The organism is Lacticaseibacillus salsurivasis (assembly GCF_036246225.1).
In the GTDB taxonomy this organism is placed as follows: Bacteria; Bacillota; Bacilli; order Lactobacillales; family Lactobacillaceae; genus Lacticaseibacillus; species Lacticaseibacillus salsurivasis.
This window is the reverse complement of record NZ_BTTP01000002.1, coordinates 126603-148183: the sequence shown is the minus strand read 5'-3', so window position 1 is coordinate 148183 and position 21581 is coordinate 126603. Positions and strand designations below refer to the sequence as shown.

General features: G+C 52.4%; 21 protein-coding genes. 11 read left to right on the top strand and 10 right to left on the bottom strand.

Annotated features, from left to right (window positions below; all coding sequences use genetic code 11):
- Nucleotides 1-15 precede the first annotated feature (15 nt).
- From AAA927_RS02985 to AAA927_RS02975, 3 genes are all read right to left on the bottom strand, one after another.
- A complete protein-coding gene (locus AAA927_RS02985) occupies nucleotides 16-1332 on the bottom strand; it encodes a PTS sugar transporter subunit IIC (protein ID WP_338215576.1) in 1317 nt (438 codons plus the stop codon).
- Nucleotides 1333-1440: 108 nt separating this feature from the next.
- Complete coding sequence (locus AAA927_RS02980; protein WP_338215573.1) at nucleotides 1441-2532, bottom strand: DUF871 domain-containing protein; 1092 nt, start codon at nucleotides 2530-2532, stop codon at nucleotides 1441-1443.
- Nucleotides 2533-2537: 5 nt separating this feature from the next.
- A complete protein-coding gene (locus AAA927_RS02975; RefSeq protein WP_338215571.1) occupies nucleotides 2538-3431 on the bottom strand; it encodes a BadF/BadG/BcrA/BcrD ATPase family protein in 894 nt (297 codons plus the stop codon).
- Nucleotides 3432-3548: 117 nt separating this feature from the next.
- On the opposite strand from AAA927_RS02975, the gene AAA927_RS02970 reads away from it, so the two are divergent.
- Together AAA927_RS02970 and murQ are read left to right on the top strand one after the other, a co-directional pair.
- Nucleotides 3549-4298 (top strand): alpha/beta hydrolase, encoded by a 750-nt coding sequence (locus AAA927_RS02970; protein ID WP_338215569.1) that lies wholly within the window; start codon nucleotides 3549-3551, stop codon nucleotides 4296-4298.
- Complete coding sequence (gene murQ / locus AAA927_RS02965) at nucleotides 4295-5194, top strand: N-acetylmuramic acid 6-phosphate etherase (protein WP_338215567.1); 900 nt, start codon at nucleotides 4295-4297, stop codon at nucleotides 5192-5194. The genes AAA927_RS02970 and murQ overlap by 4 nt, the downstream gene beginning before the upstream one ends.
- A 187-nt stretch (nucleotides 5195-5381) precedes the next feature.
- Here the strand turns inward: murQ and AAA927_RS02960 are convergent, their stop codons facing one another.
- The 5 genes from AAA927_RS02960 to AAA927_RS02940 all read right to left on the bottom strand — a co-directional run bounded on the left by AAA927_RS02960 (nucleotide 5382) and on the right by AAA927_RS02940 (nucleotide 9659).
- Nucleotides 5382-6176, bottom strand: coding sequence for a hypothetical protein (locus AAA927_RS02960; RefSeq protein WP_338215566.1), 795 nt, complete (start codon nucleotides 6174-6176; stop codon nucleotides 5382-5384).
- 6 nt (nucleotides 6177-6182) lie between these two features.
- Nucleotides 6183-7028 carry a 5-dehydro-4-deoxy-D-glucuronate isomerase gene (gene kduI / locus AAA927_RS02955; RefSeq protein WP_204118543.1) on the bottom strand — a complete coding sequence of 282 codons (846 nt, stop codon included), beginning with the start codon at nucleotides 7026-7028 and terminating at the stop codon, nucleotides 6183-6185.
- A gap of 40 nt (nucleotides 7029-7068) precedes the next feature.
- Nucleotides 7069-7893 carry a 2-dehydro-3-deoxy-D-gluconate 5-dehydrogenase KduD gene (gene kduD, locus AAA927_RS02950; RefSeq protein ID WP_125579267.1) on the bottom strand — a complete coding sequence of 275 codons (825 nt, stop codon included), beginning with the start codon at nucleotides 7891-7893 and terminating at the stop codon, nucleotides 7069-7071.
- A 182-nt stretch (nucleotides 7894-8075) separates the two neighbouring features.
- Complete coding sequence (locus AAA927_RS02945; RefSeq protein WP_338215562.1) at nucleotides 8076-8837, bottom strand: IclR family transcriptional regulator; 762 nt, start codon at nucleotides 8835-8837, stop codon at nucleotides 8076-8078.
- A 75-nt stretch (nucleotides 8838-8912) separates the two neighbouring features.
- A complete protein-coding gene (locus AAA927_RS02940) occupies nucleotides 8913-9659 on the bottom strand; it encodes a GntR family transcriptional regulator (RefSeq protein WP_338215560.1) in 747 nt (248 codons plus the stop codon).
- 280 nt (nucleotides 9660-9939) lie between these two features.
- Here AAA927_RS02940 and AAA927_RS02935 point away from each other — a divergent pair, with 280 nt between their 5' ends.
- The 7 genes from AAA927_RS02935 (at nucleotide 9940) to AAA927_RS02905 (ending at nucleotide 16233) form a co-directional block, all read left to right on the top strand.
- Nucleotides 9940-11127: a glycoside hydrolase family 88 protein gene (locus AAA927_RS02935; protein WP_338215558.1), complete on the top strand. Its 1188-nt coding sequence runs from the start codon at nucleotides 9940-9942 to the stop codon at nucleotides 11125-11127.
- Between the two features lie 28 nt (nucleotides 11128-11155).
- Complete coding sequence (locus AAA927_RS02930; RefSeq protein WP_125579271.1) at nucleotides 11156-11650, top strand: PTS sugar transporter subunit IIB; 495 nt, start codon at nucleotides 11156-11158, stop codon at nucleotides 11648-11650.
- A gap of 20 nt (nucleotides 11651-11670) precedes the next feature.
- Entirely contained in the window at nucleotides 11671-12465 is a 795-nt protein-coding gene (locus AAA927_RS02925) for a PTS mannose/fructose/sorbose/N-acetylgalactosamine transporter subunit IIC (protein ID WP_125579272.1), read from the top strand.
- Nucleotides 12452-13276: a PTS system mannose/fructose/sorbose family transporter subunit IID gene (locus tag AAA927_RS02920; protein WP_125579273.1), complete on the top strand. Its 825-nt coding sequence runs from the start codon at nucleotides 12452-12454 to the stop codon at nucleotides 13274-13276. The genes AAA927_RS02925 and AAA927_RS02920 overlap by 14 nt, the downstream gene beginning before the upstream one ends.
- Nucleotides 13277-13347: 71 nt before the next feature.
- A complete protein-coding gene (locus tag AAA927_RS02915) occupies nucleotides 13348-15297 on the top strand; it encodes an alginate lyase family protein (RefSeq protein WP_338215554.1) in 1950 nt (649 codons plus the stop codon).
- A gap of 85 nt (nucleotides 15298-15382) precedes the next feature.
- Nucleotides 15383-15514: a type I toxin-antitoxin system Fst family toxin gene (locus AAA927_RS02910; RefSeq protein WP_338215552.1), complete on the top strand. Its 132-nt coding sequence runs from the start codon at nucleotides 15383-15385 to the stop codon at nucleotides 15512-15514.
- 629 nt (nucleotides 15515-16143) lie between these two features.
- Nucleotides 16144-16233, top strand: a complete 90-nt coding sequence (locus AAA927_RS02905) for a type I toxin-antitoxin system Fst family toxin (RefSeq protein WP_338215550.1) — start codon at nucleotides 16144-16146, stop codon at nucleotides 16231-16233.
- A 226-nt stretch (nucleotides 16234-16459) separates the two neighbouring features.
- Here the strand turns inward: AAA927_RS02905 and AAA927_RS02900 are convergent, their stop codons facing one another.
- Nucleotides 16460-18409, bottom strand: a complete 1950-nt coding sequence (locus tag AAA927_RS02900; RefSeq protein ID WP_338215547.1) for a GTP-binding protein — start codon at nucleotides 18407-18409, stop codon at nucleotides 16460-16462.
- Between the two features lie 9 nt (nucleotides 18410-18418).
- A complete protein-coding gene (locus AAA927_RS02895) occupies nucleotides 18419-19588 on the bottom strand; it encodes a DUF2075 domain-containing protein (RefSeq protein WP_435891507.1) in 1170 nt (389 codons plus the stop codon).
- A 185-nt stretch (nucleotides 19589-19773) separates the two neighbouring features.
- On the opposite strand from AAA927_RS02895, the gene AAA927_RS02890 reads away from it, so the two are divergent.
- Together AAA927_RS02890 and AAA927_RS02885 are read left to right on the top strand one after the other, a co-directional pair.
- Nucleotides 19774-20817 carry an LLM class flavin-dependent oxidoreductase gene (locus tag AAA927_RS02890; RefSeq protein ID WP_338215545.1) on the top strand — a complete coding sequence of 348 codons (1044 nt, stop codon included), beginning with the start codon at nucleotides 19774-19776 and terminating at the stop codon, nucleotides 20815-20817.
- 1 nt (nucleotide 20818) lies between these two features.
- Nucleotides 20819-21505: an NADPH-dependent F420 reductase gene (locus tag AAA927_RS02885; RefSeq protein WP_338215543.1), complete on the top strand. Its 687-nt coding sequence runs from the start codon at nucleotides 20819-20821 to the stop codon at nucleotides 21503-21505.
- Nucleotides 21506-21581: the final 76 nt, after the last annotated feature.

The following is a 21581-nucleotide window of genomic DNA, read 5'->3' as shown; positions in this document are numbered from 1 at the left end:
TAAACCTCCTAAAAACTATGCTGTCGCGGTCGTACCAGCTGCTTCAGCGTCTTCTTCCGCTTTTTCTTCACGTTCTTGCTTCAACAACTGTTTATCATACATCATTGTGAATGGATAGTAGATAGCCAGGTAAATGGCAAAGTTGAGGAGCATGAGTACAACGGCCCGTACATCGGCCTGGGTAATCATGTAACCCATAATCGGGAATGGTACCGTGAATGGCGCAAGCATTGAAGTCTTATTCACGAGATCAAAGTACATCGCAAAGTAAGTAATCGTGGAAGTGATGAATGGTCCAACAATAAATGGAATGGCCAGCAATGGGTTCAAAACAACAGGCGCACCGAAAATAATAGGTTCGTTAATATTGAAGACCCCAGGGATAAAGGCCAATTTACCGATTTGCTTTAAGTAAGCTGACTTAGCAAACAACATGGCAATCAAGCAAAGTGCTAACGTACCACCTGAACCGCCGATCCAAACGAAGGTGTAGAAACCTTCAGTCGCGATGTTAGCAGCAGCATGCCCGGCAGCGACAGCATCAGCATTTTGCTGCCAAAGAATCAGCCAGAATGGCCGCACCAGATTACCGATAATCGAATCGCCATGAATACCGGTTGCCCACAGTAGGGTAATCAGAAGTGGTGGTAATACAAGGCCAAAGTATGAGTTCATGCCGACATCAACAATTGGCTTGAAGAGTGTCATCAGCGCACTGTTAATGTTGAAGTGAAGCACACCCGAAATCACCCAAACAACAATAATCACAACCGCTGATGGAATGATTGCGGCAAATGACTTCGAAACTGATTCCGGCACTTGATCTGGCATCTTAATGGTGATGTTATGCTTTGCACAAAAATGAATGATTTCTGTTGAGAAAATCGCGACAATAATCGCAGTAAACATACCTGATCCACCGAGATAAGTCATCGGCATGACCATGCCCAATGAAACCTTGGCATTAGCAGCATCATTGGCTAACACTGGAATGGTGGTCATCAGGAAGGCGCCCATCGAGATCAACCCGCTTGATAATGCATCCAATTCGTAATGCTTGGCCAGTTGATACCCGATCCCAAAAGCGGCGTAAACCGCCATCAAACCAACGGTGATCCGGTAAGGTAACATGATTGTTGCCACATACGGGGCTACGAACTTAGTCCAAGCCCCAATTGGAAACTGAGCAATAAGAACAAAGAAGCTACCTAACATCACCAACGGCATGGTGGCGATAATCCCATCACGAATCGAGACCAAGTATCGGTTCTGGGAAAGTTTAACCATCGGTGGCATCATTTTAGCTTCAATCCAATTTAAAAACTTTTGCATGTTGACATCCCTTTCTGCAAACGCTTTATTTGCAACTACAGTATAGCATCTTGATTTTATGTTTCAATCATTTTGTTAAAAAAATGAAATTTCATTTCTAAATGTAAGCTAATCAGCTGCCGTAAAAGTGAATTTGGTCCAAGGATACAGGTACTTCAGCAGTGGTAGCTCTGCGTCATCAATGCTGCCTACTTTATTTTTTCTCAAATCATGGTGCGGTTTGAGCACCACTTGAAGTTCATTTTTGTATACGCCAAAGTCATCATTGCCAATCAAGATATCACCACGCACAAAATCGTGCGTATTGTCATGGGGGCGGTTAGCATCTGGCCGATATTTCACCCGCGATTCGGTGGAGCGGGCCACCAGTGCATTACTATCGCCACGCCGATAATGGTTTTCTTGTAACAAGATTTTGCGCTCAACCGGATTGATACCGGCCACGGTCTGCACGTTGAAACTTAACTTGTAACGATCTAATGCAGCCAACGCCTTCAATTCAGTCTCGCTGGCATACGCATTGCCGATGATGACATCATCGATTAAGCCGCTCATAAACATCGACTTGGCTTGAGTGGTGATGGGCAAGTAGCGGTCGCTTTCTCTTGTTGGTAAACCATCATTAACGTTCCACGGGCCTTGGGTTCCTACCTGGCTCGACACAAATGCCGCCGTGTGAATGCCCCGGGTCTTGAAACGCTTCGTGCAGCGTTCAAAAAATTCATCTTCCAGCCCCGTCCCCACCTGAGGATAAAAGTTGTGACAGCCATATAAAAACGGCACATTAGCCTGATAGCTCAAGATATTGTCCAGATATCCGGTATCATTGCTCATGTTCAATTCAATAATTAACTGCTCAGGATTGTAGGAAAGATCAGCTTCGGTAATGCCATTAAATCCTTGGTCCAATCGCACTGCAGCAACGCCAATCCGCTTAAAAAACGCAAGATCAGTGTAAGAAATACCTAGTTGATCAAAAATCCGTGGTGAAACGTCCAGGGTGGTTTTGAAGCCGTGTTGATTCCCAAATTCGATAATCCGGCGAAATTTTTCCTCGGTGGCTTTGACGTCATTCGCCTCAAGCATGCTCATAAAGATGCGTGTGAAACCGTACTTTTCGCCTAACAGCAAATAGGCTTTATCTTCCGCCTCATTGCTGTGGTTGGGATAGATTGACAGACCCAGTTGTCTCATTGTCATAATGACTAATTTCCTTCCTTTGCTTTAAACCAGTAGAATGCACCACAAGCATTATTCCGCGTCGTCGTCAGGAATTGCACGTTAGATTGCTGGTTTTTGATTGCTTTTTCAAAGGCCTGGCGATAGGTTTTGTTGTGTAACAAAACGGTCCCCGACTCTGCCACTTTGAGAGATCCATCAGGGTTAACTCGGGTAATCATTAATCCTACTTGATTTGCTAATGCAGTGGCGGCCTGCTCAATGATGCTTTTTGCAGTGTCATCTTGCTCTGCCAGCGCAGCCGTGATCATGGCAAATTCTGCAATCTCTTTGCGCGACATGCTGTAAACCCGTGATACCAATTCATTAACTGATTGCGCTGGCGTCTGATCAAGAAATAGCTGAACAAAAGCCGGCGCCGCCTGTGTATCCTGGAAGTGGGTAATGGCTTGCAACGTCCGGCGAGCAATATCGTAAGCACTACCCTCATCACCAATCAAGTATCCCCAACCACCAACGCGGAGAATCTGATGCTCCTGTTTGGCAAACACTGCAGAGCCAGTACCAGCGATAGCCAAGATGCCATTGGCACCTTCGAGGGTATTCCACAAGCCCAGTGTTGCATCACTCATCAATTCGATGGGACCAGCGTAGCTTTTGCTAAGGCGTTTTAGCAGTGCTGGTGCCCCACCGGCAGTCTCTGCACCAGCAATACCGATCACAATGCCCTCACATGATGTCAGCGCGTAATCATCCCCAATTTCCTCTACTAATTTGACCAGATTATTCTTGGTTTCCTCAAAATTTACTAGCAGATTACCTTGCCCGGCCTGATAAGTACTCAGCACCTCACCATCTAAGCTGATGACCTGAGCAACAATATGGGTTCCACCGCTGTCGATTCCAATCACAAACCGCATTTTGACACTTCCTTTTGTCTTGACTAACGAATTGACTACGGTTACATTATAAACGTAAGAAACAACATTTCAAATAATTCACGTAATTTAAGATTTTTTATTTCAAAGAGGCAAAACATGGCAAAACTGGAACTTCAATTTTCGTCAAATGTTCTACAAAATCAAGAAACGATTCGACTTCTGCTCCCTGACCACCCATCATCAAAAAGCCTCCCTACAATCTGGTGGCTTCACGGTCTTGGTGATAATGGTAGTGTCTGGTTGCGAAAAACTCGCCTCGAGCTCTTCGCCTCCCAGTACCAAGTAGCAATCATTCTGCCAGATATGCACCGGTCTTTTTATCGCAATGCGCCTGATGGTCAGCGTTATTTCGATTATTTAACCGAGGAGCTACCAGCCTATCTGGAAACACTCTTGCCTCTGGCAACGACTGCAAGAAAGCGATTTTTAGTGGGTAACTCAATGGGTGGGTATGGCGCCTACCGTTGGATTGCCCATTATCCAAGCCATTTTAGCCATGTCGCCACGCTATCTCCGGTCACTGATCTTGCGGTAGTCAGGCGAATAATGCCTGACTACCGAAATACCATTGGGCCAGACCCGGAAAAAATTCCGGCACTCAGCACAGAGTTCGCGTCAGCAGCTCCTGATTTGAAGGCAGTTAACTGGTTTCAGAGCATTGGCTCCGATGATGAATTGCTTGATGATTGTCAGCACTTTGATCAAATGATACGTGAGCAATATCAAATCGATTTAAATGCACACATCGAACCCGGCAAGCATGATTGGAATTTTTGGGATGCGCAATTACCAAAAATCTTTGAATGGCTTCCGCTAGAAAAGTTGACAGGAGGTATCAAAGCATGAACTACACGGAAATGCGCAATCCCAATACCAGCAAAATTGACCAACTAAGTACCGAAAATGTCCTCAAATTAATCAACGAAGAAGATCAAAAAGTGGCCCCAGCATTAGCCTCCCCACAAATCATTCAACCACTAACCGGTTTGGTTGACAGTGTGGTCGCCGCCTTTCAAGCTGGCGGTCGGCTTTTCTATATCGGAGCTGGCACTAGTGGCCGCCTAGGTATCCTGGACGCTTCAGAGTGTGTGCCGACCTTTGGCGTTTCGCCGTCACTCGTGCAGGGCCTCATCGCCGGCGGCAGCACCGCCATCACGCATGCAGTCGAAGGAGCAGAGGATTCAACCACACTAGGTGCGGAAGATTTGAAGGCGCATGGGCTCACCAACAAAGACGTCGTGATTGGCCTTGCCGCCAGTGGTCGTACCCCTTACGTCATCTCCGGACTAAAATTTGCCCAGGCCACCGGTTGTGTAACCGGTGCGATTAGTTGTAATTCCGATGCACTAATCAGTCAATATGCTAAGTATCCGATTGAGGCGATTGTCGGTCCTGAAATTTTGACTGGGTCAACACGCATGAAAGCTGGTACGGCTCAAAAGTTGCTACTTAACATGATCTCAACCACTGCCATGATTAAAATCGGCAAAACTTACAGTAATCTCATGGTCGACTTGCAGCCAACCAACAGTAAGCTCGTTGATCGCGCCCAACGCATCATCGCCGAAGCCACTGGGGTTTCAAAACCAGAAGCCCATCATTACTACCTTGCCTCTCATCGGCGGCCCAAAGTTGCTATTTTGATGATTTTGGCCCAAATTGATGAAAAGGCGGCTGAAGCCCGGCTGGCTGAGGCCCACGGAAGAATCGCAGATAGCCTTAATCGAATTAAGGCAGATTAATTAACGCTGATCTAAAAGTTAATGTGGCTCGCTACCGCTGGCATTCTGGCGATGACGAGCCATTCTGATTCAGCAACCCTAGCTAAATGCCAATCAGTCGCTGACCAGACGACAAAAAGACCCCTGCTCATTCGAGCAGGGGTCTTGCGTTTCCAGAAGCAAGCTTGCATGGTGGCAGCACTCGCTTCTATTTCGCCTCCTGGCCATAAACTGCCAGTTCGGTTAAGGCTGGGAAATATTCCGTGCCAAGCGCACGTTTCAGGTGGTTCAGTTTGATCCAGGTCACCGTGCGCGGTGTGAACGTGTAACGCTGTGCCGCCGCGGTTTTGGCCATCGTGATGGCCTCTTCGCTGCCGTCAGAGAAGCTCAGCACGCCATCGGTCCAATAGGTATCATGCGGATAATCCGAGCGCAGGGTAATCACCGCGGTATCGATGGTCACCGGGCGGCCGAAGTCGATGGTCAACTCAGCGTCTTCCCGCTGATCAATGCCCCAAGACTGAAACGGCCAGTTGCCGTGACTTTCATTGGCCACGTAGCCGTCGATGGCGTTGCGCGCGTAGAAAACATACTCGCCACGCGTTTCGGCGTTGGCGCTAGCGTGCGGATAAACGCTTTGCGCCTGACGCAGATCATGACTGTTCAAAGCGAGGTTGCGGCGGGCCGCAATTTCATCGGCAGTGGCATAGCGGACACTGGCGTAATGGTTGCGCCCGGCAAAGGCGGATTCAGGGTACGGCCATTCGCGCAGATCATTGACCGGAATGTCAAAGCGCCAAGTTGACTCTGTGAGGTAAACCAGAGCTGGGGCCAGCGCAGGATCGAATTGAGCGACAAGGTAGGCGGGGGTAGCGTCAACCGTCACTTGATAATAATCACCGCTTTGATAGCCGTGGTGGTAGGCCACATAGGCACTGACTCCAGCAGGAGCAGCCTGAACGATTTGGCCGGCATGGTACAGGCCGAAGGTTAATTCTGCCATGGCGGTTTACTTCAGGTCAGACATGGCGACTTGGTCCATGTCATCATAAGTTTGGTTTTCACCACACATCGCCCAGATAAAGGCGTAGTTGGTGGTGCCGACGCCGCAGTGAATCGACCAGCTTGGGTTAACAACGGCGGATTCGTTGGTCATCACAATATGCTTGCTTTGACTTGGTTCTCCCATGAAGTGGAAGACCCGCGTGTCGGCACTTGGGAATTCAATGTACAGGTACGTTTCCATCCGACGTGCATGGGTGTGGGCTGGCATGGTGTTCCAAGAAGAACCTGGGGCCAAAACGGTGTAGCCCATCTGCAACTGGCAGGTGTCCATTTGACTGGCATCAATGTACTTGTAGATGACCCGCTTGTTCATGTGTTCCTGATCGCCGATTGGCTTTTGCAAAGCGTTGGCAAATGGGAGCTTCTTGTCTGGGTAGGTCTTGTGCGCTGGTGTGGACACCGTGTAGAACTTCGCCGGCTGCTTAGGATCTTTCGAGGCAAACACGACATGCTTGTGGCCCATGCCGATGTAATAACCGTCATGTGGCACCATGTCCTGGGTGTCGCCGTCGATGGTAATGGTGCCTTCGCCGCCAATGTTGATCACGCCCAGTTCGCGGCGCTGCAGGAAGAAGTCAACGCCGAGCTGCTTGTCCAGCACGATTTCCAACGGTTCCGTGGTTGGCGTCACACCGCCGAAAATCATGCGATCGTTATAGGTGTAGGTCAAATTGATGTCACCTGGGGTAAACAGGTGCTCAACGAGAAATTGGTCCCGCAGCTCAGCGGTGGAGTAATGCTCGATATCCTTAGGGCTGTGGGCATAGTTAGTGTGCATTGAAAATGCCATGGTGTTATCTCCTCCTCAAATGAGTGAAAAAATGTGCTGATTAACGAACCAGGTAGCCGCCATCAACTGGAATGATCGCCCCGTTGATGTAGCTGGAAGCATCACTGGCCAAGAACACGGCAATACCCATCAATTCATAAGGTTCTGCCCAGTGACCGGCTGGAATCCGATCCAGAATTTCCTGGTTGCGGCTCTTATCTGCGCGAATTGGCGCGGTGTTTTCAGTCTTGATGTAACCTGGGGCGATGGCGTTCACGGTGATGTTGTACGCGCCTAATTCCGAAGCAAAGGCCTTGGTCAACCCGGCCACGCCGTGCTTAGAAGCGGTGTAAGAAGGAATGAACTTACCGCCTTGGAAAGACAGCATGGAACCGATGTTGATGATTTTGCCATACTTTTGCTTAGCAAAGACCTTCGCCGCCGCCAACGAAACATGGTAAACCGCGGACAGGTTGATGGCGATGACGCGGTCCCAATCTTCATCCTTAGATTCCAGCAACGGATTGCGGCGGATCATGCCGGCGTTGTTGACGAGAATGTCGATGTGGCCCATTTTTTCAACGGCTTCGGCAATCACTTGTTCAGCGACACCAGCCTTGGTCAAATCAACATCCGCGAATTCAACTTTGCGCCCGCGCTTTTCAATCAAGCGCCGGGTGTTGTCCCATTCCGCCTTACCGAACGTAGGAATGAAAATGTCGGCGCCGGCTTCGGCCATGGCGATGGCATAGCCTTGGCCCAACCCAGTGTTACCACCGGTGATGACGGCCACTTTGCCAGTTAGGTCGAACTTGTTCATGTTGAACTTATCGAGTTCTGCTTCGTGCTGCTTGATTTCTTCTTCGCTTTGGTGAATTTCTGCCATATGCTTTGCTCCTTAGCTTTGCGTCTTATCATTTCCTATATAGAAATGATGTTTCTTATCTAATCAACAGAGCTAATATAAGCTGTCGGCTTAAAAAATGCAAGCGGTTCCCACCATTTTCAAACCATAACCCGCACCGAAACGTTGATTCGACGCGGGTTGCTGGGGGTTAAAATCTTTCTTTACAGCACGGATTCGATGGCGTGCTGGGTGTTGAGCAGCAGCCGTACGAATTGCGCGCGCCGCTCATCGGATAAGCGGTATTTTGGGGTCGACACCGAAATCGCGCCGTATAGGTGATGACTCTTTTGCAACGTGACGCCTAAGCAGTACACTTCAGGCTCATTTTCTTCGTTGTCGATACTGATCCCGGTTTGGCGAATGCGCTTGAGATCCGCTTGCAAAGCGGTTTGCTTGGTCAAGGTCGCTGGCGTTAAGGCCTTCAGCTCGCGGCCACTCAGGTACTGGTGCAGCTGGGCACTACTGTAGCCGGCCAGCACCGCCTTGCCCATCGCCGATGAATAGAGATTCATGGTGCCACCGATAATCGACTGCAGCTTGATGGAGTTGGGGCTTTCCAGCTTATCAATCAAGACAATCTGATCATCGCGCACCACGCCTAAGTTGATGGTTTCCTGCGTTTCATCCCGGAGCCGCTCCAAATAAGGCCGCACGGTGCCGGCGATGTCGAAACTGGCTAAGGCTTTTTGCGCATAGGCAATCAGCTGCGTGCCCATATAGTAGCGTTTAGTTTGATCATCGCGGCGCACCAGGCCTAACTCATTCATGGTGGTTAAGACCTTAAGCGCAGTGGGCTTGGCCATGGTCACGCCGGCGCTAATTTCCGCCAGCGTCGGCGCGGTTTCTGTGCGCCCTAAAAAATCGAGAATCTCTTTTGCTTTCACTAGCACCGTACCGTACGGTTTGTTGGTATTTGTTGGCATTATTTTGCCCCCGTCATCGTTTATCATTTGGAAATCATTCATATCATAAGCGAAATAAGGCCATTATTCAAGCGGCTAGTCGGTCAACACTTCAATATGGTAGTAGCCTGGGTGATTATCGGAAATGAGATAGACCAGCGTCTGGTGAGCCGGGCCGTAGAAGGTCTTGGTCAGATGAAACACCGCTGGAGCGTCGGCATAGTTAGCTTCCTGGCCGAGCGCGGCAATCTCCTGTTGCAGGCCTGGCAGTTCAGTGCGCGCCTGCACATTCACCAAGGTCTGCGTGGGGTAGTCAGCCAAGTTGCGATCGAGGCGCATTTCCCGAGAGAGACTGCTACCGGTTTTGAGCCGTTCAATCGCGGCATGGTCCAAGTAGGTACCTAATAAGTAGCGATCTTGGAACTTCCAGGCCACATCGTTGGCATAAGCGACTTGGTGGACGCAAATCAGTTGCTGGCTTTCAGTGGGGTCCCCCAGCAAGGTGGAGATGGTGGCGTTGCTGACATTTTCATCCACCGTGGTGACACTATGTTCATTCATCCGGACGCGTTGGCCCGTGGCGTCAAGCTTATAGGGTGAGAATTCACTGAACCAGGCCTTTTGGTGATTCAAGTTGCGCCGGACGAAGGTGCCATCCCCTTGGCGCCGAACCAGATAGCCTTCGCTGACGAGTTCATTGAGGGCCCGTACGGCAGTGGTGTTGCTGACGCCATACTTTGTCCGCAGCTCCCCTTCTGAGTAGATTCGCATGCCGGGTTTGAAGGTGCCATCCTCGATGGCTTTAACGATTTCTTGCTTAATCAATTGATATTTTGGCTGCATTTTAACGACTCCTATTTGGAAAATTAGGGTTAACGTGATAACTGATGTTTCTCCCCCAATCTACGCCAACTTGCCAGAAAAGGCCAGCTTTTTTAATCATAAAATCATCAAATTTACCAGACAGTCCAGCTGTTTTAGGGTTAACTTAGTGAAGATTGTCACGTGTTCAAAAAAACGTTTGCAAAAAAGCGTTTACAAACAAAAAATTCCGGCGTATGCTAGGTCGTGAAATCAGATAACACGTTAACCCTTTATAATCTTAACGTGTTGGGAGGACGCTATGACACAGATCAATTTGGAGCCTGTGCAAGACCCACAACGGTTTCTGAATCAACCTTTGCTAAGCCAAGCCGAGATTGACGACGCCATCGCTGCGGTGATTGCTAAGGTGGAGCACAACATTCTGAAGCTGGGGGAAACCTTCCCCAGCTCATCGACCAAGAACAGCAGCTACGAGCCCACGAAGAACGTGGAGTGGACGACGGGTTTCTGGACGGGGATTCTGTGGTTAGCGTACGAAGCAACGCATGATGAACGCTTCCGCCAGTTGGCAGAGAAAAACGTGCAAAGCTTCAAGTACCGCATCGACCACGAGATCGACGTCGATCACCATGACCTCGGTTTTCTCTACAGTCCCTCTTGCGTCAGCGCTTATAAGCTGACTGGCAATCCGGTGGCCAAAGCCGCCGCGCTGGAAGCCGCTGATAAGCTGATGACGCGCTACAACCCGAAAGGCGAGTTCATTCAAGCCTGGGGGCCAAAAGGCAGTGCTGAGAATTACCGGCTGATCGTCGACGCCATGCTCAACATTCCGCTCTTATTTTGGGCCAGTGAAGAAACGGGTAAGTCTGAGTACCGCGACGTGGCCGCCAAGCATTATGCCACCACGCTGAAATACGCCATTCGGCCAGATGCTTCGGCTTTCCACACCTTCTACTTTGACCCGGAAACGGGTAAGCCGCTGGGCGGCAAGACGCGCCAAGGTTACGCGGATGACTCGAGTTGGGCCCGCGGCCAGAGCTGGTTGATTTACGGCATCGCCTTGAACTACACCCGCTTGCAAGACCACGCGGATGTGCAAACGTTCAAAGCCGTAACCAACTACTTCTTAAACCGCTTGCCCGAAGATCTGGTGTCTTACTGGGATCTGATTTTCCACGACGGCGACTGGCAGTCGAAAGACTCCTCCGCCACCGCCATCGCGGTTTGCGGCATCAAGCAAATGGAAGGCTTTTTGGCGGAAGGAGATGAACTTAAGCCGCTTTACCAGCACGCTGCTTCGGCGATGATGCGTAGCTTGATTAACAACTACACGGCGGAGCAAACCACTGGCATTACCGCCTTGTTGAACCACGGCGTGTACTCCTGGCATTCTGGCCGCGGGGTCGACGAAGGCAATTTATGGGGCGATTATTTCTACTTAGAAGCGTTGATTCGTTATAAGAAGCAGTGGCAAATGTACTGGTAAGTCGCACTTATTCAAGGAGGACAAATAAATGGCAGATCCAAACATTGTAATGACACGCATTGATGAACGGTTGGTTCACGGCCAAGGCCAAATGTGGATCAAGGTTTTAGGGGTGAACACCTGCATCGTCGCCAATGACGAAGCCGCTGAAGACAAAGTGGCGCAAACCTTGATGAAAACCGTGATTCCAGATTCTGTCGCCATGCGCTTTTATCCGGTGCAAAAGGTGATCGATATTATTTATAAAGCTAACCCTGCCCAGAAGATTTTCCTTTTGGTCAAGGATCCTAAAGACGCGCTGCGGCTCGTAGCTGGCGGCGTGCCGATTAAGAAGATCAACATTGGCAACATTCACAACGCCCCGGGCAAGGAAAAAGTCACCCGTTCCATTTTCCTTGGTGCTGAGGATAAGGCGGCGCTGAAGTCGTTGATCAACGATTATCACATCGAATTCGACAACCGCACCACGCCATCGGGCAATGATGGCAGTGTCGAAGTTAACATTGCGGACTACTTAGATTAATCTCAATAGGAGGAGCACTTATGCATATCACACTCATTCAAGCCCTACTGATTGGGCTTTGGACCGCGTTTTGTTACGCGGGGATGTTATGGGGCATTTACACCAACCGCGCCTTGGTCTTGAGTTTCGGCGTCGGGGTCATTTTGAACGACATCCCTACTGCTTTGGCCTGCGGGGCCGTTGCTGAATTAGCCTTCATGGGCTTCGGGGTCGGCGCTGGTGGTACTGTCCCACCTAACCCAATCGGCCCTGGGATCATCGGGACGTTAATGGCCATCACCATGTCTGGGGTCACCCCTCAAAGTGCCTTGGCCCTGTCCATTCCGTTTGCGGTCGCCATTCAGTTCCTGCAGACCTTTGTTTACACCTTGTGCGCTGGCCTGCCAGAAGCCGCTTCTAACGCTTTGAAGGCCCATAAGTTTGGCAAGTTCCGCTTAATTGCCAACACCACCGTCATTTTGTTCGCCACCGTTGGGTTCTTACTCGGCTTCCTAGGGGCCTACAGTATGGACACTTTGAAGACCTTAGTGAACATGATCCCTGCTTGGTTGCTCACTGGCCTGAACGTGGCCGGCGGTATGCTGCCAGCCATCGGGTTTGCGATGATCATGACCGTCATGCTCAAAAAGCAGCTCGTGCCATTTGCCCTGTTGGGTTACGCTTTGGCCGCTTACCTACAGCTGCCTGTCATCGGCATTGCCATCATCGGTTTGGTCTTTGCCCTGAAGTTCTATTTCGAACAAGATGAAAAGCAAGCCGCACCAGCGCAAGCTACCACCACAAGTCAGGAGGAATCACGCGATGACTGGATCTAATGTCTTAACCAATAGCGATTACCACAAAACAACGCTGCGGGCATACTTCCTGCAAAACGGGTTTAACTACAGTAACTATCAAGGCCTAGGCTATTCCTTGATCATGTATCCTGCCTTCAAGAAATTGTATGGCAACGATCCTGACAAGCTGGCTGAAGTCCTGAGTGAAAACATCGAATTCTACAACACCAACCCGAACCTGATTCCGTTCATCACCTCCATTCATTTGGCCATGGCGGATAACGGGCTAGAATACAAGGAAACCCGCGGGATCAAGATGGCCTTGATGGGCCCACTGGCTGGGATTGGGGATTCCTTATCGCAGTTCTGTATCGCGCCTTTGTTCTCCACCATCTTCGCTTCCCTGGCGATGAACAACATCGCCTTGGCCCCTGTCTTCTTCCTGTTGGCCGAAAACATCACCTTGCTGGCCATTAAGTTTGGGATGGGCGCTTATGGGAAGCGCTTGGGCACGAGCATGATCGAAAAACTCAGTGCCAAGATGAGCCAAATCTCTGACGCCGCCAGCATGGTCGGGGTCACCGTTATCGCCGGTTTGGCTGCCACCTTTGTCAAGATGAAGGTCACCTTGACCTACGCCTCCAGCGCCAAAGCTGCTAAAGGCGCCGCAACTTCCACCGTGGACATTCAAGCCCTTCTGGACAAAGTTGCCCCAGCCCTGCTGCCAGTGCTGTACACCTTGCTGATGTACTACCTGATCAAGAAACGCGGCTGGACGACCTACAAACTGGTGATCTTGACGGTTGTGATTGGGATTGTGCTGAGCCTGGTTCACGTGCTCGGCGTCTAATCACCACAATATAAAAAAGGCTAGCGCCAACTGTCCCTGACGGTTGGCGCTAGCTTGCTTGGAGGATAATTTTGGCTGATCTTAATTACATCAAAACCCAGCTTTTGCAAACCGCCGCCGCCCGCGGCTTTGACCCGAAGGCCTTCTCTGCCAGCGCGCAACGCGCCATCATCGCCGATGCCGAACGCCTGCTGCACCGCACGTTTCTGTTTAACAAGCCTTGGGATATGGAACGTTGCACCAAGGCTTACCGCTTGAACCCCATGGACTATGAGGCCGTGCGCAACGATGATCCAGAATGGTGCTTCATGCTGAACCGCATGGACTGGCTCAGCGACCTCATTTTGGCGGCCCGGCTCACCAACCGGCCGGAATTCAACCAGGCCGCGCTGGCCTACCTGCAGACTTGGGTGGCGCAGCATCCGACCCTGAAACCGCAAAATTCAACCCGGACCTTGGATACCGGTATTCGCCTCGTGAACGTCGTTGATGCCTTGACTTACCTGGCCGAAGCCGAGCTCCTACCTGATGAGGTGTTGGCGCCGCTTGCTGACAGTCTGCTCGCCCAGGCCAATTACCTCAAAGCCCAGTACATCCCCAAGTACAAAACCAGCAACTGGGGCAGTATTCAAACCTGCGCGTTGGTGACGGTGCTGCCGATTCTGCTGCCAGATTTTGCTGACCAACCACTTTATCACTGGGCGGAAACCGAGCTCGCCGAACAGCTGCACCTGCAGGTTTTTGACGATGGGATGCAATGGGAACAGTCCTTGATGTATCACGTTGAGGTGCTGAATGGTTTGCTTCGGGCGATTGCCAGCCAAAACCAGCGCCAGCGCGATGTGACTAGCCTAGTCCCATTCGCCAAGCAAATGACCCGGGCCTTAGCCTTGACCCTCACCCCTAGTGGCGAACTCGAACTGTTCGGTGATACCGATCGCATCGTTGCAACGGATGTCTTTGATCGCGCCGCTGTGATTTTGCACCAGCCGCGGCTCAAGGGCTACACCGAAGCCACCCTTAGTCCGGAAAGCCTCTACTGGCTCGGCCAACCTGGCGTGCAAGCCTTTAACGCCGCGTCTGAAGCCGTCCCAGACGCCCTGGTTTTTGACGGGGTCGATAGCGGCAACTATGCCATTCGTAGCAGCTGGCAAAAGGACGCTGATTTTCTCTTCTTCAATGGTGGCCCGCTGGGTAGCGGCCACGGCCACAGTGACAATAACCACTTCTCGCTTTATGCCAAGGGTCAGCCGCTACTGGTTGACTCTGGGCGTTATACCTACCGCGAGGATCATCCCCTGCGCGTGGCGCTGAAAACCATCGCCGCCCATAACGCCATCATGGTGGACCAGTTCACGCCTTGCGCCCCCAGTGCCAGCTGGGAATACGCGCAATACGGCACCCCGCTGAAGCCTTATGTCCGCCACCGCGGCAAGTCTCACTATCTTGAAGGCACCATCATCGGTAGTCACCCGCTGAGTGTCTGGACCCGCAAAATCGTCAGCCTCCCAGGCAGCATTTGGGTGGTGACCGATGAAGTGCAGGTCGATGGCACGCATGAGTTAACCCAGTATTTCCACCTTGACCCCAGCGTCACCCTGGCCCAGACCGCTAACGGCGCGCTGCTGAACGATCAGTGGCAACTGATTAACGCTAGCCCTTGCACTGTGGCCGAAGCGCCGTTCTCACCGCGCTACAATGAGGTCGAACCCCATCAAGTGCTGGCTTTCCACACAGCGTTCACGGACCGCATCAGTCAAACCACAATTATCGCGCCGAAAAACGCCACCGTGACGGCAGTACCGATTTTGCAAAATCTGGATCAGCCGCTGCCCACCGCTGAAGGTTCTGGCTGGCAGATTGCGGTGAGCGCCACCGAACGCTACAGCGTGGGCATCATGCACCAAGAACTGTTCCGGGGCAAAAAGATATATGGCTTGGATGGCGCAGCTTTCCATGCCCAAGCGGTGGTTGTGCATCGCCTGGGTGATACCGTCACGGCAACACGGATGAAGGTTTAAGGCCTCTAACCGCTTAGCCGAAGATTAGGCGTCTACACCGACTGCTTTTGCGCCTAAGCAAAGTTCTCGTCAGTCTGCAGTTCACATGGCATACTACTTGCGGCAACCGCCTCGTGAGGAGGTGTGCCCATTGAAGACGCTGCTTTTCGAAGTCATCACCCCATTGTTGCTGGGGATAGTCCTAGAGCTGTTCGCTGATTGGTTGGATAGGCGATGATGACCGCTCTGGTTGCCGCCAACGCGCACGCTTGAGACAGCGAAAAAAAGAGCCATCACTCATCCGACGAGTGATGGCTCTTGTGCCTCATTGACACACTGCTTTTGCCGTTAGTATAACATAGAAACTTGAAAAAGCCAGCCTCTCATGCTGAACTCAGTGCCCTAATCAAGCGGTGGCCGGGTATCACCAAAAGACCACCGTGTCGGCAGAACGGATGCCGGTTTAATGGCCTAACTAGCGGCAATCCTGCCAGCGATAAAGATTGCATTTTTCCAAAGCAACTTCCTCGTTGGTGGGGATCGTCATTGAACTGTTCGCCGATTGGTTGGATAGTCGACGATGATCGTCTTGGTTGCCTCTGACCCACAGGCTTGAGATAGCGAAAAAAGAGTCATCACTCATAGGGGAGTGGTGGCTCTTGTGCCTTCATGAAATCGCTACTTGGCTCGTTAGTATAACATGCCGGCGCATAAAATACAGCATGCCGGCTCCCGCGCAGCCGCAAAAGAGAGGCTGCAACCAAGTGCTTGGGCTTTGCTTCTCAAGCTCAAAGCAAGTTCCTCGTCAATCTGCAGTTCACATGGCATACTACGCGTGGCAACCGCCTCGTCAGGAGGTGTGTCCAGATGCATGAGCTACTTATGACCGTTATCGCCCCAGTGCTGGTGGGGATGGCGATTGAGCTGTTCGCTGATTGGTTAGATAGGCGACGATAACCGTCTTGGTTGCCTCTGACCCACACGCCGAATAGGTGAAAAAAAGAGCCATTACTCAACCACCGAGTAATGGCTCTTGTGCTCAGATGAAATAGCTACTTACGGGTTTGAGTATAACATGGGCTTGAATAAAAAGCATCATCGCAGCCTCCAGAACGGCAGCTCTAGGTGCCAATAAGCAGCCGCTTCCTTTGCTCAAGCGAACTACTAGTCCTATTGCGGCGGATTAAACCAGTGCTTCAAGCGCCGCCTCACCATACCGATACGGCACGTGGGCCGCCGCCGGGACATCTTGCCAAGCCACTGGATAGCCCGCGCCATGCGCGCAAAACACGGATCCTGTTAGGTTATCGGTGTCGCCCACTTCAGTGTAACTCCGCTCGGCGATCACTGCCGCCGCGTTATGGCAGGGCCGATAGCCATCGACCACGCACTCCAGTTGACCCTGACCATGCGTATAGGCATTGACGACTTGGCCATAATCCTGCATCTCCGCCACTGGCGCATAGCCGGTCAGAAGCACCATGCCATTGGCCGCTGGCGCGCTGGGCGGATCGCACAAGCCGGCCATGCGCTCGATATCGCTCATCGCCCGGCCGATCTGGGTTTGCGCCACTTCTAGCCGAAAGCTGTACCAGGGTTCCAAGAGCTGGCAGCCCCCAGTTTGCTTGAGCATCATCAGCCCCTGCCGCACCGCGCGCCAAGTGGCTTCGCGGAAGTCGCCACCAACAGTATGCACATTGCTGGCGCGACCGGTGACCAATGTAATCTTGGTGTCAGTCAAGGGCGACCCGGTCAGCACACCGCGGTGCTCTTTGGCCGCGAGGTTGGCCAAAACGAGATGCTGCCAGTTTTTGGCCAGCACTTCTAGGCTGCAGTCACTGGCAAAGGTCAGTCCGCTGCCGCGTGGCCCTGGTTGCATCAGCAAATGCACCTCTGCATAGTGGCGCAGCGGCTCAAAATGTCCCACCCCTTCCACCGCTTGGGTGATGGTTTCCTGATACAAAATACTGCCAGCATCAAAGGCGACGGTTAAATCAAACCGTTGCTGGAGCAGTTGCTGCAAGATTTCCAGTTGCACCTTACCCATCAGCTGCACCCGGACTTCTTGCAAATGCGGCGACCAGGTCACATGCAGTGCCGGGTCTTCGTCTTCTAGCTGGCGCAGGGCCGCTAAGCAGTGTTGCAGGTCTTCCTGTAAGGGATCAAGGGCGTAGGTTAACACCGGCTGCAGCAGTGGCGCCGGCGCGTTTGGTTCGGCCCCAAGCCCCATGCCCGGTTTGGTGTCAGTCAAACCAGGGATGGCGCACACCTCACCGGCTTGCACTGAACTGGCCACCGTATATTTCACCCCATTATAAACACGCAGTTGATTGGCCTTCTGCTCGCCTAGCACCAGCGCTTTGGGCGCCAGCGTGCCACCAGTGACGCGCACCCAGGTCAGGCGCTCGCCTTTGTCATCATAGGACACCTTGAAGACCCGCGCCCCAAACGCTGGTTGCGGCTTCATCGGCACTGTCCATTTAGCCAATCCTGCCAGCAAGCCATCGACGCCAGTGAGCTTGAGCCCCGCCCCAAAATACACCGGAAATACCTGGCGCTTGGCAACCAAGCGCTGTACCGTTGCGTCAGCCAAGGCGTTGCTACCCATATATTCATCCAGCGCCTGGTCATCTTGCAAAGCCAAGGTTTCTGCGTCCAAAGCTTGGTCAAACGGCAAGCAGCCCTCATTTAGCCCCGTTTGCAGCAGCTTCAACATTGCCTCGCGGTCTGCGGTGGCGACATCCATTTTATTGACAAAAATGAAAGTCGGCACCTGATACCGCCGCAGCAAGCGCCACAAGGTTCGCGTGTAGCCGGGCAAATGGTCGCTGGCGGCCACCACTAAAATCGCGTAGTCCAACACTGGTAGCACCTGCTCAGTTTGGTTGGCAAAATCCACGTGTCCTGGGGTATCTAGCAAGGTTAACGTCAGATCCTGATATTGCAGCTGGGCCTGATGCGAAAAAATCGTGATCCCGCGCTGCTTTTCCAGCCGGTCGGAATCCAAAAAGGCATCCCCATTATCCACACGCCCCAGCTGCCGCACGGCGCCAGTTTGATAAAGCAGCGCCTCTGATAACGTGGTTTTTCCAGCGTCTACATGTGCCACAATCCCTGCTGTAATTTGTTTCATGCCTACTCCTTACTGCGCCAAAGCCAACAGCCGCGCCCGCAACCGCGGATTAACCGCATAAATCCCCAAGGCGCGCCGCCCCCGCTTGAGCAAAATATTAGCCACATGGCGAATAATCGCCGCCTTGGCCGCCTCATCATCAGCCAGATCCGGGCGACGGCGAAACGCGGTTTGGTCCTCAAAGCGACTGGGATCCACCGTCAAGCGGTCGTTCGCTTCATCATAATCCAAACTCGGCCCCAAAATGACCCCGGCTGCGTTGAGATCAAAGCCCTGAATCGTGTAGATGGACCCCACCTCGCCTAAAGTTTCCGGCCGACTCGCCCAGGGCCGATCGGTGAAGTTGATTTTATCCCAAGGCAAGCGCACGCTCCCTGCCTGCACGTACCAGGTGCGATTGCCAAACACGCGAAACGGGAAATCAGTCGTCGCAATCAGCCGGGCTAAGCCATATTCGGCTTCTTTAGCCTGCACCCACGCAACCAGCGGCGCGCCGTCAGCGAAGACTTTCAGTTCATAATCCGCCGGCTTGGGCAAAGGCAGGAGCCGCCCTGCCACGAAGGCATTGACCCAAGCACTCACCGCCGGGTCCTGCATCCGCAACTGATGAGTTAATTCAGCTGATTCAACCTGATGACCGGCCAAATGCTGCTTAAGCATCGCCGGGGTCCACAAACTCTTGAGCTTCACCACTTGATTAAAGTCCACCACCAGCACCACCACATGCGCCAGCGGCAGCAAAGCATCTAGCTGATTAGCCTGATCAAAATGATTAAAGGCATCTTTTTGACTCAGCAGCAGCTGCGCTTCATCCACAAACACCACGTCATAGCGGCGATGCTGCTTGGTTGCGGCATTGATGAACGGGGTTGGCTTTTGAAAGTCACTTTTGTGGAGCCCCGGATCTGCGGCCGCGACGGCCCAATAGATCTTCAGCATTTCGTTGTGGTTGACTAACAACCGATTGTGCAAACCGGCCAGCGAACTGTCCGGTTGATGGGCCTGATGCTGCAAGGTGGTGAACACAGCATTGAGCACCGCACTTTTCCCCGAACCCGCATCACCATGGAGCACAAACACCGCCGTATTCTCATCGTGTTGGTGCGCCTGAACAAACTGCAGCAGCCGCGTCTGCAAGGCTTGCTGCTGGGCGGTGAGTTGCGCTTCCGGCGGCAACATGAAAGTTGAATCTGCTAAAGCCAAAATCAAGGCCCCTTTCCGCCTTTCATTGTAGCGGAAGTCAAGCGAAACCAAAACCTCGCGTCTGCGCAAATAAATTTCGCGGCCCCTCTTGCTTTTCCCTTGGGCACCATGTAAGATACCCTTGTACTTACAAAAAGTAAGCAAAACGGAGGCTAGTAAAAATGACGGCAAAAAAATATCAATTCGGTTTGGACACTTTCGGTGACATCGGCTTCAAGGATGACGGCACGGCCATGGACGGCGGCGAAACCCTGCGCCAAGTGGTTAAAGAAGCCAAAATGGCAGACGACTTGGGCATTGATTTGATTGCCTTAGGGGAGCATCACCGCCCTGAATTTGCCATTTCCAGCCCTGAAGTTGTGCTCGGCGCCATGGCGGCGGTCACCAAGCGCATTAAGCTCGGCACCGCGGTCACCGTACTGAGCTCGGATGATCCCGTGCGGGTGTTTGAACGCTTCAGCACCCTGCATGGCCTGTCGCAAGGCCGCGAAGAAATCATGCTCGGCCGTGGTTCCTTCACTGAATCCTTCCCGCTGTACGGCTATGACCTGCAAAACTACGATGAGCTGTTTGTCGAAAAAATCGCCATGTGGCAAAAACTGCTGGAAGGCAAGCCAATGAACTGGTCTGGCAAGTTTACCCAGAAGCTCACGGACACCACGGTTTATCCCAAGCTGCCAAAAGGCGAAACCATTGCGACCAGTTTGGCGGTGGGCGGCTCACCAGAATCCATCATCCGCGCCGTTTACTACGACATTCCCGTCGTGATTGCCATTATCGGCGGCGAACCGATTCGCTTCCGCCCTTACGTCGACTTGTACCATAAGGCGGCAAAGCAGTTGAAGAAGCCAGAGCATCCGCTCGGCATGCACGCCCACGGTATCATTTTGGATGACGAACAAGAAGCCGTTGAAGTGGGCTTCAAGTACATCAAAGCCGAAATGGACCGCATTGGTATCGACCGGGGCTGGGCGCCAATGACCCGCGATCGCTTTGAATTCGAAATCGACAAAGGCGCCTACTATGTCGGCACACCCGAACAAGTCGCTCAGAAGATTGCCAAAAACATGAAGGCGCTGGACATGCAGCGCTTCGACCTAGTTTACGGCACCGGCGGTCAGCTTTTGCACCAGCGGGAAGACACGATTCGCAACTACGCGACCAAAGTAATTCCGCGGGTCAAGGAACTGCTGGGAGGTGAATAGTATGAGCGAACTAACCATTGGTATTCTCGGCGCCGGTAAGCTCGGCTCCACCCTCGCCCGCATCGGCGAAAACGTGGGCCTGCCGATTCGCATTGCTAGCCGCCACTCAGTTGCCGACCTCAAGTGGGTCATCGATACCCTCGCCCCAGGCGCCGTCACCACGACCCCAGCCGATCTGATTGCCCAGTCGGATGTCATCATTTTGGCCATTCCGCTGAGCCGGTACACTGATCTTGACCCTGAGGCCTTCGCCGGCAAAATTGTGCTCGACGCAACAAACTACTGGAAGGAAGTTGACGGCACGCACAATGCCATTTCCGACTTCAACCACTCGTCTTCAGAGGTGGTGCAGGCTCATTTGAACAAGAGCTATGTCGCCAAGGCCTTCAACCACATGGGCTACCATGATCTGGAAATCGAAGTCGAACGCCACCCCGATGTACCGCGCGCCATGGCTTATGCCACCGACCACGATGAAATTCGACCGACCGTTGAGCATGTGCTGCGGGCGTTTGGGTTCGATCCTTTCGACCTCGGGCCGCTGCGCTTTGGCCTTTTGCTTGAGCCAGGCAGCCCGTTGTTCGGCGAAGCCATTCCGCGCCCGGACTTTGCGGCCAAACTGGCGACCATCTATGACAGTCCCTTCGGTCAGCATGTCATCGCCGCCCGCGGTGGCAAAATCGAATAACTCACCAGCCGCTGACGCTTGCGTCGGCGGTTTTTTGTCTGGGGCGCCCGCGGGTTGTGGTGGTGGGCTCCGCTCG

Bases quoted from the DNA above. Each gene is read 5' to 3' on its own strand.
- AAA927_RS02985 (WP_338215576.1), bottom strand. From the start codon at position 1,332: ATGCAAAAGTTTTTAAATTGGATTGAAGCTAAAATGATGCCACCGATG.
- AAA927_RS02980 (WP_338215573.1), bottom strand. From the start codon at position 2,532: ATGACAATGAGACAACTGGGTCTGTCAATCTATCCCAACCACAGCAAT.
- AAA927_RS02975 (WP_338215571.1), bottom strand. From the start codon at position 3,431: ATGCGGTTTGTGATTGGAATCGACAGCGGTGGAACCCATATTGTTGCT.
- AAA927_RS02970 (WP_338215569.1), top strand. From the start codon at position 3,549: ATGGCAAAACTGGAACTTCAATTTTCGTCAAATGTTCTACAAAATCAA.
- murQ (WP_338215567.1), top strand. From the start codon at position 4,295: ATGAACTACACGGAAATGCGCAATCCCAATACCAGCAAAATTGACCAA.
- AAA927_RS02960 (WP_338215566.1), bottom strand. From the start codon at position 6,176: ATGGCAGAATTAACCTTCGGCCTGTACCATGCCGGCCAAATCGTTCAG.
- kduI (WP_204118543.1), bottom strand. From the start codon at position 7,028: ATGGCATTTTCAATGCACACTAACTATGCCCACAGCCCTAAGGATATC.
- kduD (WP_125579267.1), bottom strand. From the start codon at position 7,893: ATGGCAGAAATTCACCAAAGCGAAGAAGAAATCAAGCAGCACGAAGCA.
- AAA927_RS02945 (WP_338215562.1), bottom strand. From the start codon at position 8,837: ATGCCAACAAATACCAACAAACCGTACGGTACGGTGCTAGTGAAAGCA.
- AAA927_RS02940 (WP_338215560.1), bottom strand. From the start codon at position 9,659: ATGCAGCCAAAATATCAATTGATTAAGCAAGAAATCGTTAAAGCCATC.
- AAA927_RS02935 (WP_338215558.1), top strand. From the start codon at position 9,940: ATGACACAGATCAATTTGGAGCCTGTGCAAGACCCACAACGGTTTCTG.
- AAA927_RS02930 (WP_125579271.1), top strand. From the start codon at position 11,156: ATGGCAGATCCAAACATTGTAATGACACGCATTGATGAACGGTTGGTT.
- AAA927_RS02925 (WP_125579272.1), top strand. From the start codon at position 11,671: ATGCATATCACACTCATTCAAGCCCTACTGATTGGGCTTTGGACCGCG.
- AAA927_RS02920 (WP_125579273.1), top strand. From the start codon at position 12,452: ATGACTGGATCTAATGTCTTAACCAATAGCGATTACCACAAAACAACG.
- AAA927_RS02910 (WP_338215552.1), top strand. From the start codon at position 15,383: ATGGCATACTACTTGCGGCAACCGCCTCGTGAGGAGGTGTGCCCATTG.
- AAA927_RS02905 (WP_338215550.1), top strand. From the start codon at position 16,144: ATGCATGAGCTACTTATGACCGTTATCGCCCCAGTGCTGGTGGGGATG.
- AAA927_RS02900 (WP_338215547.1), bottom strand. From the start codon at position 18,409: ATGAAACAAATTACAGCAGGGATTGTGGCACATGTAGACGCTGGAAAA.
- AAA927_RS02895 (WP_435891507.1), bottom strand. From the start codon at position 19,588: ATGTTGCCGCCGGAAGCGCAACTCACCGCCCAGCAGCAAGCCTTGCAG.
- AAA927_RS02890 (WP_338215545.1), top strand. From the start codon at position 19,774: ATGACGGCAAAAAAATATCAATTCGGTTTGGACACTTTCGGTGACATC.
- AAA927_RS02885 (WP_338215543.1), top strand. From the start codon at position 20,819: ATGAGCGAACTAACCATTGGTATTCTCGGCGCCGGTAAGCTCGGCTCC.